Source organism: Neorhizobium sp. SOG26 (assembly GCF_003491345.1).
GTDB lineage: Bacteria > Pseudomonadota > Alphaproteobacteria > Rhizobiales > Rhizobiaceae > Neorhizobium > Neorhizobium turbinariae.
This window is the reverse complement of record NZ_CP025512.1, coordinates 1,942,732-1,955,120: the sequence shown is the minus strand read 5'-3', so window position 1 is coordinate 1,955,120 and position 12,389 is coordinate 1,942,732. Positions and strand designations below refer to the sequence as shown.

13 protein-coding genes are annotated in these 12,389 nt (G+C 63.0%); 4 read left to right on the top strand and 9 right to left on the bottom strand.

Annotation, left to right across the window (positions count from 1 at the left end; all coding sequences use genetic code 11):
* The first annotated feature begins 32 nt into the window (after window positions 1-32).
* Window positions 33-1,463, top strand: coding sequence for a ribosome biogenesis GTPase Der (gene der / locus CYG48_RS09670; RefSeq protein WP_118850194.1), 1,431 nt, complete (start codon window positions 33-35; stop codon window positions 1,461-1,463).
* Between the two features lie 43 nt (window positions 1,464-1,506).
* The gene (locus tag CYG48_RS22485; RefSeq protein WP_199925117.1) at window positions 1,507-1,659 is read left to right on the top strand and encodes a hypothetical protein; all 153 of its coding nucleotides are present in this window, start codon (window positions 1,507-1,509) and stop codon (window positions 1,657-1,659) included.
* A gap of 68 nt (window positions 1,660-1,727) precedes the next feature.
* Here CYG48_RS22485 and CYG48_RS09665 read toward each other — a convergent pair whose 3' ends face one another.
* Window positions 1,728-2,642, bottom strand: coding sequence for a sugar kinase (locus CYG48_RS09665; protein ID WP_118850193.1), 915 nt, complete (start codon window positions 2,640-2,642; stop codon window positions 1,728-1,730).
* Between the two features lie 145 nt (window positions 2,643-2,787).
* Here CYG48_RS09665 and bglA point away from each other — a divergent pair, with 145 nt between their 5' ends.
* The gene (gene bglA, locus CYG48_RS09660) at window positions 2,788-4,437 is read left to right on the top strand and encodes a beta-galactosidase BglA (protein ID WP_245450323.1); all 1,650 of its coding nucleotides are present in this window, start codon (window positions 2,788-2,790) and stop codon (window positions 4,435-4,437) included.
* 17 nt (window positions 4,438-4,454) lie between these two features.
* Here bglA and CYG48_RS09655 read toward each other — a convergent pair whose 3' ends face one another.
* Genes CYG48_RS09655 through CYG48_RS09640 form a run of 4 tightly spaced genes read right to left on the bottom strand, consistent with a single transcriptional unit; the run spans window position 4,455 to window position 6,822 of the window.
* Window positions 4,455-4,871, bottom strand: coding sequence for a GFA family protein (locus CYG48_RS09655; RefSeq protein WP_118850192.1), 417 nt, complete (start codon window positions 4,869-4,871; stop codon window positions 4,455-4,457).
* Window positions 4,872-4,925: 54 nt separating this feature from the next.
* Window positions 4,926-5,459, bottom strand: a complete 534-nt coding sequence (locus tag CYG48_RS09650) for an SRPBCC family protein (protein WP_118850191.1) — start codon at window positions 5,457-5,459, stop codon at window positions 4,926-4,928.
* A complete protein-coding gene (locus CYG48_RS09645) occupies window positions 5,456-5,857 on the bottom strand; it encodes an ArsR/SmtB family transcription factor (RefSeq protein ID WP_118850190.1) in 402 nt (133 codons plus the stop codon). The genes CYG48_RS09650 and CYG48_RS09645 overlap by 4 nt, the downstream gene beginning before the upstream one ends.
* Window positions 5,858-5,916: 59 nt before the next feature.
* The gene (locus tag CYG48_RS09640) at window positions 5,917-6,822 is read right to left on the bottom strand and encodes an AraC family transcriptional regulator (RefSeq protein WP_118850189.1); all 906 of its coding nucleotides are present in this window, start codon (window positions 6,820-6,822) and stop codon (window positions 5,917-5,919) included.
* 353 nt (window positions 6,823-7,175) lie between these two features.
* Between CYG48_RS09640 and CYG48_RS09630 the strand changes: the two genes are divergently transcribed.
* On the top strand, window positions 7,176-7,526 hold the full coding sequence (locus CYG48_RS09630) for an Atu4866 domain-containing protein (protein ID WP_118850187.1): 351 nt from the start codon (window positions 7,176-7,178) through the stop codon (window positions 7,524-7,526).
* Window positions 7,527-7,570: 44 nt separating this feature from the next.
* Here the strand turns inward: CYG48_RS09630 and ade are convergent, their stop codons facing one another.
* From ade to CYG48_RS09610, 4 genes are all read right to left on the bottom strand, one after another.
* Window positions 7,571-9,265 (bottom strand): adenine deaminase, encoded by a 1,695-nt coding sequence (gene ade, locus CYG48_RS09625; protein WP_118850186.1) that lies wholly within the window; start codon window positions 9,263-9,265, stop codon window positions 7,571-7,573.
* 85 nt (window positions 9,266-9,350) lie between these two features.
* Window positions 9,351-10,310: a threonine ammonia-lyase gene (locus tag CYG48_RS09620; RefSeq protein ID WP_245450322.1), complete on the bottom strand. Its 960-nt coding sequence runs from the start codon at window positions 10,308-10,310 to the stop codon at window positions 9,351-9,353.
* A gap of 144 nt (window positions 10,311-10,454) precedes the next feature.
* Window positions 10,455-11,561 carry a branched-chain amino acid ABC transporter substrate-binding protein gene (locus CYG48_RS09615; RefSeq protein ID WP_118850184.1) on the bottom strand — a complete coding sequence of 369 codons (1,107 nt, stop codon included), beginning with the start codon at window positions 11,559-11,561 and terminating at the stop codon, window positions 10,455-10,457.
* A 297-nt stretch (window positions 11,562-11,858) separates the two neighbouring features.
* Window positions 11,859-12,311 carry a MarR family winged helix-turn-helix transcriptional regulator gene (locus tag CYG48_RS09610; RefSeq protein WP_118850183.1) on the bottom strand — a complete coding sequence of 151 codons (453 nt, stop codon included), beginning with the start codon at window positions 12,309-12,311 and terminating at the stop codon, window positions 11,859-11,861.
* Between the last annotated feature and the right edge of the window lie 78 nt (window positions 12,312-12,389).

The following is a 12,389-nucleotide window of genomic DNA, read 5'->3' as shown; positions in this document are numbered from 1 at the left end:
CTACTGGCTGTCAAAGGCCTTCAAGGAACACCATGAGCTTCACAGTCGCCATCGTCGGACGTCCGAATGTCGGCAAGTCCACGCTTTTCAACCGCCTCGTCGGAAAGAAGCTGGCGCTTGTCGATGACACGCCGGGCGTCACCCGCGACCGCCGGCCGGGCGCCGCCAAGCTCGTGGACCTGCGCTTCACCATCATCGATACCGCAGGCCTCGAAGAAGCGGGACCGGAGACACTCGAAGGCCGCATGCGCGCCCAGACCGAGGCAGCGATCGACGAAGCGGATGTGACGCTGTTCGTTGTCGACGCCAAATCGGGTCTCACCCCGCTCGACAAGACCTTCGGCGAACTGCTGCGCCGCAGCGGCAAGCCGGTGGTGCTGGTGGCCAACAAGTCGGAAGCGCGCGGCTCCGACGGCGGTTTCTACGATGCCTTTACGCTTGGCCTTGGCGAGCCCGTTCCGATTTCCGCAGAGCATGGCCAGGGCATGATCGACCTGCGTGACGCGATCGTCGAGGCAATCGGCGAGGAGCGCGCCTTCCCGAAGGACGACGAGGACGAAGCCGAAACCGACGTCGACGTGCGCGATTCCGTGCTGGGCGACGAGGCCGAGGACGAAGCCGAGCCGGAATATGACGATACAAAGCCGCTGCGCGTTGCCATCATCGGCCGCCCGAATGCCGGCAAGTCGACGCTGATCAACCGCTTCCTCGGCGAAGACCGCCTGCTGACCGGCCCAGAGGCCGGCATTACCCGCGATTCCATCTCGGTGGAATGGGACTGGCGCGGCCGCACCATCAAGATGTTCGACACCGCCGGCATGCGCCGCAAGGCGCGCGTGCAGGAGAAGCTTGAAAAGCTTTCGGTGGCGGATTCGCTGCGCTCGATCCGCTTTGCCGAAACGGTCGTCATCGTGTTCGACGCGACGATCCCGTTTGAAAAGCAGGACCTGCAACTTGTCGACCTGGTGATCCGCGAAGGGCGCGCCGCCGTGCTCGCTTTCAACAAGTGGGACCTGGTCGAGGATCCGCAGGCCGTGCTTGCAGACCTGCGCGAAAAGACCGAGCGGCTGCTGCCGCAGGCGCGCGGCATCCGTGCCGTGCCGATCTCCGGCCAGACCGGATACGGTCTCGACAAGCTGATGCAGAACATCATCGAGACCGACAAGGTTTGGAACAAGCGCATCTCGACGGCCCGTCTCAATCGCTGGCTCGAAGGCACGCAGATCCAGCATCCGCCACCGGCGGTTTCCGGTCGCCGCCTGAAGCTCAAGTACATGACGCAGGTGAAGGCTCGCCCGCCGGCATTCATGGTGTCCTGCACGCGGCCTGACGCGCTGCCGGAAAGTTATGTCCGCTACCTCGTGAACGGGCTGCGCGCCGACTTCAACATGCCGGGCGTGCCGATCCGCATCCACTTCAAGGCGGGCGACAACCCGTTTGAAGGGCGCAAAAAGAAGCGCTGAGACGGGGCTTGCTGCGGTGACACCTTGTCAGCGCAGCGCTTCCGTGTTCTCTTCCGCACAATGGTTTGCGACGCAGGAGGGTGTCGCACCGTTTCTGGAGGAGAACTACATGATCATTGCCGGTCTTATTGCGTCCGTATGCCTGGGTTTCAGCGGCATCGGGTATTTCCTCTGGCGCGACAGCAAGATCGGCTGAGACCGGATGCCGCTTGATGAAGCGGCAGTAATTCCAGTCAGGCTTTCAAGAAGAGCAGAGGCGAGGGATCACCCCGGCAGAAGGCCGGGGCTGATCAGTGCGCCGTGGTGGCCGATGACGACCGACGCCACCGATGCGCCGTAAGCGGCGGCCTCTGCGGGCGCAACGCCGCAGACAAGGCGCGACAGGAAGGCGCCGTTGAAGCTGTCGCCGGCGCTCGTCGTATCCACGACATTGGTCGCGGTGACGGCCGGGACGTAGATTTGCTCCGATGTGCCGAAGCTGATCGTGGCACCTTCCGCGCCGTTCTTCACCACGACATTCTCGACGCCGAGCGCCTTGTAGCGGGCGACCGTGTCAGCGACGGTCTTGTCGCCAAAATGGGTGGTTTCGTCATCGAAGCTCGGCAGCACGAGGGTCGCGGCGCGGGCGCCGTCCTCGATCGTCTTCAGCATGTAGTCCTTGTTCGGCCAAAGCCGCGGGCGGATGTTCGGATCGAAGGCGACCGTCTTGCCCGACGCCTTGGCGCGGCGCAGTTCGGCCAGCAGCGTATCGACGGCCTCAGGAGCCAGGATGCCGAGCGTGATGCCGGAGAAATAGACGACGTCCGATCCCTCGATCGCGGCGCGCAGATGATCCGGATCATCGGCGAGCTTCTTGGCGGCGGCCGTGTCGCGCCAGTAGCTGAAGGTGCGCTCGCCGTTCTTGAGCGTGATGAGGTAAAGACCGGGCGTCTTGCCTTCGATGCGGCGGATGGCGGTCGTGCCGATGCCGGCGGCCTTCATCATCGTCAGCATTTCGGTCGACAGCGGATCATCGCCGACGGCGGTGTAATAGTCCACCAGCCATTCCGCCGGCAGGCATGCGCGGGCGTACCAGGCAGTGTTGAAGGTATCACCGGCAAAGCCCTTACGCAGCAGGCCTTCGCCCGCTTGCGACAGTTCCACCATGCATTCGCCGATCGAAAGAAGCTTGCCGCCCATGCCGGTCCTCCATAAGCCCTGTCAGTCGCATAGGCTTCTGGCGAGCCTCTTGCAAGATGGCATCGACGCCTTGTTTTTGCGTTGTCTTTTGCCATGCCGGCTCTAGGTTGGGTTCGGATCATTGACAAGCCCGGAGAGACGGAACATGGCAAGCGAAATGGCGACGACGGTCGATGCCAACTGGTGGCGCGGCGCAGTCATCTACCAGATCTATCCACGATCCTTCCAGGATACGACCGGCGATGGCCTTGGCGACATCAGGGGCATTACCGAGCGCCTGCCGCATGTCGCCTCGCTTGGCGTCGATGCGATCTGGCTGTCGCCGTTCTTCACGTCGCCGATGGCCGACATGGGCTACGACGTTTCCGACTACTGCAATGTCGACCCGATGTTCGGCACGCTCGCCGACTTCGACGAGATGATGGAGGAGGCGCATCGGCTGGGGCTGAAGGTCATCATCGACCAGGTGATTTCCCACACTTCCGACCGGCACCCGTGGTTCATCGAAAGCCGCTCGAGCCGCACCAACCCGAAGGCGGACTGGTATGTCTGGGCCGACCCCAAGCCGGACGGCACGGCGCCGACCAACTGGCTGTCGATCTTCGGTGGGCCGGGCTGGGAATGGGATGGCGTGCGCAAGCAATATTACATGCACAACTTCCTGATCTCGCAGCCGGACCTCAACTTCCACAATCCGGAAGTGCAGGATGCGATGCTTGATACGGTTCGCTTCTGGCTCGACCGCGGGGTGGACGGCTTCCGGCTCGATACTGTGAACTACTATTTCCACGACAAGCAACTGCGCAACAACCCGCCGATGGTCTACGACACCGAGGGCGCGGGCATGGAAACGGATACCAATCCGTATTCGATGCAGAACCACCTCTACGACAAGACGCAGCCGGAAAACATCGAGTTCCTGAAGCGGCTGCGCTCGCTGCTCGACAGCTACGAGGCGCGCGCGACGGTGGGCGAGGTCGGCGATGGACCACGGTCGCTGAACACGCTGGCGCTTTACACGACCGGCAACGACAAGCTCCACATGTGCTACACCTTCGACTTCCTGGGGCCGGCCTTCGATGCGAGCTACATCCGCAACGTGATGACGACGGTGGCCGATACCGTGAGTAACGGATGGGTCTGCTGGGCCTTTTCCAACCACGACGTCATTCGCCACGTGACGCGTTTCATCGAGGCGCCGGAAGAGCAGGATCGGGTGGCCAAGCTTTCGATCACGCTGCTTTCGGTGCTGCGCGGCTCGATCTGCCTTTACCAAGGCGAGGAACTGGGGCTGACCGAGGCGGAACTGGAGTTCGAGGATCTGCGCGATCCGTATGGCATCCGCTTCTGGCCGGCCTTCAAGGGTCGTGACGGATGCCGCACGCCGATGGTGTGGGAGGCGCAGGCGCCGCATGCCGGCTTCACGACCGGCTCGAAGACCTGGCTTCCGGTGCCGACGGACCATGCAAGCCGCGCCGTGGATGCGCACGAGGCGATGCCGGATTCGGTGCTCAATCACTATCGGGCGACGTTGGCGTTCCGCAAGGCGCATGCGGCGCTGATCGATGGCGACATGACCTTCCTCGACACCAACCAGGACCTCCTCGCCTTCGTGCGGGAAAAGCGCGGCGAAAAACTGCTGTTTGTCTTCAACCTGACCCGCCAGCCGCAGGATTTCACGCTGCCGACACGGCTCGGCGACGTGCTGCCGGTGGACCTGCCCGGCTTTACCTCCCGTATCGAAGCGGGCGTGGCGAAGCTCGACGCGCTCGACGTGTTCTGCGCCAGGCTCTGAGCGCCAAGCTCTGGGCGTCAGGCCGTGGGCGGCATCCGCGCGAATTTGGTGGCCGCGGGATCAACGTGATCCCACGGCTGCGCGGCTTCGGTCCAGGTTACCAGTTGCGGCTGGTAGCGCTCCGGCTCGTCGAGGCTCCCGGCGCGGATGGCGACGACCCCAGGCACATCTGGAAAGGTGATGAACAGCGGCGAGCCGCAGGTGGCGCAGAAGGCGGCGTTCTTGGTCGTGCCGCTATCGCCCGCCACGCTCCAGGTGTTTGGGGTCCCTTGCACATCCCATGGCGTGCCGGCGAAGGTCAGGTAGGAGCCATGGCCGCCGCCGGTCTGGCGTTGGCACTGGCGGCACTGGCAGTCCACCATCGCCACCGGTTCTCCCTCGCATGTGTAGCGGACAGCGCCGCAGGCGCAGCCGCCCGCATAGGACCTGCTCATGATCTCCTCCATCTGGTTCGGGTCTAGCTTGGCGGCGGTCCGGAGCCGGCGGTATCAGGCCGGGATGCGGCCTTCATATTCGTCCCTGAGGCGGCTCCAACCCTGCCAGAAGGAGGGGGGCTCGGCGCCACTGGCGCGGGCCACAAGGATATCGAGATGCATGTGCCAGCCGGCGCCGATCATCACCATGTTGCGGCGGTCGGAGATGCGCTTGTGGGTGAGGGTGAGCAGCACGTCATTGCCGACGGCCTGGAGTTCGAAGCTGACCTCGCCCTGCGGCGGCCAGGCGAAGACGAGGCGGTGCGGCGGCTCGAACACTAGGACTTCGCTCTCCATGCTGTGCTCTTCGGGAAAACCTTCCGGGCGGCCTTCGGGCGAGGTCGCCAGTTCGTCGTTGCGCCAGGTGAGCTGGAACGGGGCGCCGGCCTCTCCCGGCATGGTGCCCGACGCGAGCCACTGGCGGCGCAGGTCGCTCTCCGTCAGGTAAGCCCAGATGCGATCGATGGGGCCGGGCAGCTTGCGCTGGATGGTGAGCGCGAGTGGCTCTGTGATGGTGCCGTATGGGCTGGCATGCGTCATGTCGTTCATTGCTCTTCTCCCTTTTTGGCTTTCGGTTTGTCGGATGAGGTTTGCTTGGCTTGCCCGGCAGCGGCTCGGGCATCGCCGTCGCGAAGAAGACGCTCCAGCGCATCGAGGCGGCTCGTCCAGAAGCGCTCGTAGAAGCCCAGCCATTCATGGGCGCTCGCCAGCGGCCCGGGTTCCAACCGGCAGATATGGGTGCGGCCATTCACCTCGCGGCGGATCAGGCCGGCGCTCTCCAGCACCTTGATGTGCTTGGAAGCGGCTGCAAGCGACATCTCGTGCGGCTCGGCAAGCTGGCTCACGGTGCGCTCGCCACTGGCCAGTTCCCGCAGCATGCGCCGCCGCGTTGCGTCGCTCAATGCGTGGAAGACGTTGTCGATCTGCGACGTATGTGATTCAACCATGTGGTTGAATATGCGGCCGCAGGATTTTATTGTCAACCGAATGGTTGAATATTTTTGGATCAGGCCTGGGCGTAGGCCGCCGGGTGGCTGCGCAGGCGGGAAATGTCCTGGATCGGCGGTGCACCGAACAGGCGCCGGTATTCGCGGCTGAACTGCGAGGGACTGTCATAACCTACGCGGTGGGCGGCGGTGGCGGCATCCATGGATTTGGCGAGGATGAGCCGGCGGGCTTCCTGGAGACGCAGTTGCTTCTGGTATTGGAGGGGGCTCATGGAGGTCACCTCGCGGAAATGCTGGTGCAGCGCGGACGAACTCATGCGTGCGGCACTTGCCACCTGTTCGATGGAGAACGGCGCGGCGTAGTTTTCGCGGATCCAGTTGATGGCGCGGGTGACCTGCTGCAGCCGGCTTTCCGGCGCCAGGATCTGGCGCAGCATCTGCCCCTGGCCGCCCTGGAGGAGGCGGAACATCAGCTCCCTTTCGATGAGCGGTGCGAGGAAGGCGATCTCGTGCGGGCGGTCGACGAGTTGCGCGAGCCGCAGCGCCGCATCCAGGAAGTCGGGCGTGGTGCGGCTGACGCCGACGCATTTGCAGCGGCCCGAGGAGGTGCCGAAGGCATCCGGCATCTCGACCAGCATGTCACCCAGGAGCTTCAGGTCGAGATCGAGCCGCAGGCAGAGGTAAGGTTCGTCGCGGGTGGCTTCGATGATCTGGCCGGTCACCGGCATGTCCACCGACACGACGAGATATTGCCCCGGCTCGTAACGATAAACCTCCTCCGCCACCATGACCTGCTTGGCGCCCTGGACGATGACGCAGACCGCCGGCTGGTGAAGCGTGTGCAGCGGATCGGTCGGGCTCGACATGCGGATCACCGACAGGCGCGGAACGGCGGTTGGAAAGACGCCATCGGCCGTGGTGTTTTGTGCAACCAGCTTTGCGAGTTGGGCAAGCTTGTCCTGCATGATCCCTTCCTTTCGGGTGCGGGTAGAGGATCGCGATCGCCATCCCTGTTGGTGGGGAGATAGGTGGTAGCCGTGCCCGTTACAAATGCTGTCTGTAGGATCGTGCAATCATGTCGGAGAACTGGTCTACCGTCTGCTGCAGCTTCTCCCTCATATTCCGTCTCGTCCGAATACGAACCTGAACGTAGAGGAGACGGTGATGGCACAGTTTCAATGCCTGCTCGAAAGCCCTTTCCGGTGGGTTGCCCGCTGGTTCGAACGACACGTCGCCCGCTTGCTGCACGCTTACTTCGGATGGACGTCCGCAAAGGCAAATGCACGGCGCGAACGCAGGCTGAGGAGGGACTATCTCGATGGTTAGCCTCCCCATTCGCAGGACGCTTGCACTGGCAGCCGTGGTGGCTGCCTTCGGCTTCATTTCCGCAATCACCGTGCTGGCGCACGACATCGAGGAAGAGGAAAAGCGCATGACCAACCACCCTTACGTCGGCATGTGGGTGACCGACGACAACAACATCCGCCATGAACTCTTGCCCAACGGACGTTATGTCGAAGCCCGCGGCACACGCGAACGGGCACACGAGGGCCAGTATTGGGTGAATGGCGACCATATCGACTACAAGGACGACACGGGCTTTACCGCCGACGGCGACTTCCGTGACGACGTGCTCTACCACGCCGGCATGGTGCTGCGGCGGAAGTAGATCATCGAACCGGCTTGCTGGATGTTTCCCCCCGGCAGGCTGAGCTAGATCAGCGCGAACTTGTCGACATCGACCATGCCCTTGTCCGAAATCTTCAAGTGCGGGATGACGGGCAGGGGCAGGAAGGCAACCTGCAGGAACGGCTCTTCGAGAGTCGTTCCAAGGGCATAGGCGGCTTTCCTCAAGCCGTGCAGCGTGTCGCGAACCGCTTCGTAAGGCTCAAGGCTCATGAGGCCGGCGACCGGAAGCGCGATCTCGCCGGTCACCTTGCCGTCCTCCACCACGACGAAACCGCCTTGAATCTCCCCAAGGCGGTTGGCGGCGAGCGCCATGTCGTCCTCGTTGACGCCGACGACGCAGATATTGTGGCTGTCATGGCCGACGGTGGAGGCGATCGCACCCTTCTTCAAGCCGAAGCCCTGGACGAAGCCGTTGGCATGGTTGCCATTCTTGCCGTGCCGCTCGATGACGGCAACCTTGATGATGTCGCGGTCGAGATCGACGCCAGTCTGGTTGCCGGAGGCGGGCAGGCGGTAGCGGCGGTGTTCGGTGATGATCTTGCCGGGCATGACGCCGATCACCGGCGTTTCGCCTTGCGTTGCCGGTACGCCGAAATGCATGGCCTGTACCGGCCGCGCCTTGACGCTGTCGAGCCCGACCGGTGCGACCGGCGTGCGGGTGGCGAAAAGTTCGTCGGTGACCTTGCGGCCGGCGGAAAAGACCATGTCCGCCTTGCAGTTTTCCAGGCTATCGATCACCACGAGGTCAGCGCGCCAGCCGGGCGCGACAAGGCCGCGATCGCGAAGGCCAAAGGCGCGCGCAGCGGAGATCGAGGCTGCGCGATAGACAGCGAGCGGCTCGACGCCATGAGCGATCGCGGTACGGATCATGTAGTCCAGATGGCCCTGCTCGGCGATGTCGAGCGGGTTGCGGTCGTCTGTGCAGAGCGCGAGGTAAGGCGACAGACGCTCGGTGATGATCGGCATCAGCGCGTGCAGGTCCTTCGAAACCGAACCTTCGCGCACCAGGATGTGCATGCCCTTGCGGATCTTTTCGAGCGCTTCCTCGGCGGTGGTGCATTCGTGTTCGGTGCGGATGCCTGCGGCGAGATAGCCGTTCAGGTCATTGCCCCGCAGGAGCGGCGCGTGGCCATCGATATGATCGTCGTAGAAGGCGTTAAGCTTGGCAAGGCAGATCGGATCCTTGTGGATGACGCCGGGGAAGTTCATGAACTCGGCGAGCCCGATCACCTTCGAGTGGTCGCGGAACGGCAGGAGCTTTTCGATTGGCAGGTCGGCGCCCGCCGTTTCCAGATGTGTTGCCGGCACGCAGGACGACAGCTGCACGCGGATATCCATGATCGTCTGTTCGGCCGAATCCAGGAAGAACTGGATGCCCTCGGTGCCGATGACATTGGCGATCTCGTGCGGATCGCAGATGGCGGTGGTGACGCCGTAGGGCAGGACGCAGCGATCGAATTCATGCGGCGTAACCAGCGAGCTTTCGATGTGCAGATGCGTGTCAATGAAGCCGGGCACGACGATCTTGCCGGTGATGTCGATCTCCGTCTTGCCGGCATAACTGCCGCAGGTGCCGACGATGCGGTCGCCGCAGATCGCGATGTCCGAGGCCACCAGTTCGCCGGTGACGAGATCGAAGAAGCGCCCGCCCTTCAGCACGATGTCGGCAGGTTCACGGCCGGTGCCCTGGTCGATGAGTGTTTCGAGGCGGGTGGTCATGGGCAGGCTCCTCACGCTGATTCAGTCGCCTAACCTAGCGGGTCGCGCGGCAAACGGGGAGAGGCGTTTCGGAAGCCCGGTGCCGTCAGGCGTTTTCGCTGCGGACATTGCCGCCGCAAAGGATGGTGGCAACGGTTTTGCCCTTCAGGCTCCCGCCATTCTCCAGAAGACCGGCGATGCCGGCGGCCCCTGCTTCCTCGACCACGAGCCCATAGTGGGTGAGGCAGAAACCACGGGCGTTGCGGATGGCGGCCTCGCTTGCCTCCCAGACTTCGTCCACCGTGTCGCGCATGCAATCGAGCGCGTAAGGCACGCATTCGCGTACCGCGATGCCATCGGCGGCGGTGGCAGCGGTTTCGGTGGAGATGAGCCGGCCGGTTTCCCATGACTGCTTCATGGCAGGTGCGTTGGATGCGACAACACCGATCACCTTGCAGCCGGGCGCCTTGGCGCGGATCCAGGCGCCGATGCCGGTAAGCAGCGCTCCGTTGCCGAGCGGCACGATGATGGCGTCGAGTTGAGCCCCGTCGCGCTCCAGGCGCTCAGTGATCTCGAGCGCAATGGTGCCGGCACCCTCGGCGATGGTCTTCAGGTTGCCATCCTCGACAAAGGGGCAGTTGTGAGCCTCGGCATAAGCGCGCGCGGCAGCCTTTGCGGCATCGAAATCCGCACCTTCCAGGCGCACCTCGGCGCCCAGCCGGCGCATGGCCTCAACCTTGCCGGGGTTGGCCGTCGTGGCAGAGAAAATCACTACCTTGCGGCCGCGCGCCCGCCCTGCATACGCAAGCCCCTGTCCGAAATTGCCGGCCGAGGCGGAAACGACGGCATGATCGCCTGCCGGTTCGTTCTGCATCCACCAGTCGGTGCCGCGACCCTTGAAGGAGCGGATCGGGTTCAGCGTCTCAACCTTGGCAAGAAGGCGCAGGCCCAGCGCCGTGTTGGCGGTTTCCTGCGAGATCAGCGGGCTGTTGGTGAAGACCGGATCGATGCGGCTGGAAGCGGCGAGGATGCCTTCAGCGGAAGGATTGGGCTGGTTCTGGGTCACGCGGTCACCTTGGGCGAAAGACGAACTCGAACATCCGCGACGGTTTTGCCGGCCGTATTCTTCGCAGAATGCAGCTTGCCGCCAACGCAGAGATGAAGAGGGCGCCCGTAGGCGCCCCCTCATGTTGTCAGATTATAAGAAGCCTTATTCGGCGGCAACGATCTTGCCGTTTTCCCACTTGAAGACGGAGAAGCTCTGCGAGGTGAGGTCACCCGTCTCGCCATAGGTGAGCTTGCCGATGGCGGTCGGGATCGGTTCGCCGGTCTTCAGCGCAGCAGCAACGGCTTCCGCATCTTCGGCCGTCTTGGCCTTTTCGATGCCGGCCTTCAGTACTTCAACAGCTGCATAGGCGTTCAGCGTGAAGGCCTCGGCCGGGATGTTGCGAGCAGCGAGCGCATCGGCAGCAGCCTTCGAGTCAGGGTTCTTCGTCGCGTCAGACGCGTTGGTGAAGAGCGTGCCGGCTGCAGCTTCGGTGCCGATGTTCCAGTATTCGCTGTTCGACAGGCCGTCACCGCCGATGATCGTCGCCTTGACGCCAAGATCGTTCAGCTGGCGGGCGAGCAGGCCGCCTTCCGGGTGGTAACCGCCGAAATAGATGACTTCGACGCCAGCCGACTTGAGGCGGGTGGTGAGCGCGCTGAAGTCCTTTTCGCCGGCGGTTACGGCTTCATCGACGACTTCCTTCATGCCGCCTTCATTGATGGCAGCCTTGAAGGCGTCGGCCAGGCCCTTACCGTAGGCGCCCTTGTCGTTGATGATGGCGACCTTCTTGTCCTTGAGGTTCTTCAGCACGTAATCAGCGGCAACAACGGCCTGCTGGTCGTCACGGCCGCAGGTGCGCAGGACATTCGTGAGGCCACGAGTGGTGAGGTCAGGGGTGGTCGCCGTCGGCGTGACCATCAGGACGCCGTTTTCGGCAAGAACGTCGGAGGCCGGCATGGCAACACCCGAAGTGACCGGGCCGATGACAAAGCGAATGCCTTCGCCAACGATCTGGTTTGCAGCGGATACACCCTGCTTCGGTTCGGCAGCGTCGTCTGCGGTCTTCAGGACCACCTGCTCGCCAAGGATGCCGCCGTTCTTGTTGATCTCGGCAATGGCGGTTTCGGCGCCGTTCTTGACCTGGTCGCCGTAAGCGGCGACGGGGCCGGTCAGCGGCGCGATCAGTCCGATGACGATTTCAGCGTGAGCGAGTTGTGCGGAGAGAAGCGAAGCGAGGGCAGTTGCCCCGAGGAAGGTCTTGAGGTTCATTTTCAGTCTCCTTGGATCGGCCATTCTTGGCCTGGCGTAACGCCACAGTCAGCCCTGTCTGTCTCCGGTTTCGCTTGAGGTCAGTCTTGCGTGTGCCGAGCCAACCCACAGGAGGGCGATGCGGTCGAAGCCGTGCCGAGCCATGTTTGGCTTTCGGCTGGCGGCAACAACGCTTAAGATTTCATGAGGCTTTTCGCAAGAACATAACAAAGCGGCCGCAGCTTTTGTCGTTTCACGAAAAGATGAAGGTGAACAAAGCTTCCAAACCCAACATTTCGAAGCCTTGCCGGGCTCGGCTCATGCATTGCGGCCAAGTGCTGCCAAGAGCCCCTGGACCTGGCGGTTGAAGCTTGCAAACTCCTGCTGGTTCATGCCCGAACGGCGCAGCAGCGTGTCTCCAAGGCAGCGACTTTGCATGAGGAGCTCGCGGCCGGCGGGCGTCAACCAGACATGAACCTGTCGCTCGTCTTCCTTGCTGCGGCGGCGCTCGACCAGTCCCGCCTGCTCCATGCGCTTGACCGGCGGCGTGACCGTGCTTGACTCCAGCGACAGGCGGCTGGCAATGGCGCCGATCGTCATGCCGTCCTTTTCAGCGAGTGCATTCAGCACGAGATATTGCGGGTAGGTAATGCCCATCTCGTCCAGCATCGGCTTGTAGGCGCGATTGATGGCCATGTTCACCTCGTAAAGCGTGAAGCAAAGCTGCTCATCGAGCGGATAGGGCGCATCTTGCGTCTTGGTGGCAGGCATGGCGGGCTCCGGAATTCCTGTGTTTTCAAACCTCTATCATAAAATTGATATCGCGATAAAGTTTTTTGTAGACATTAT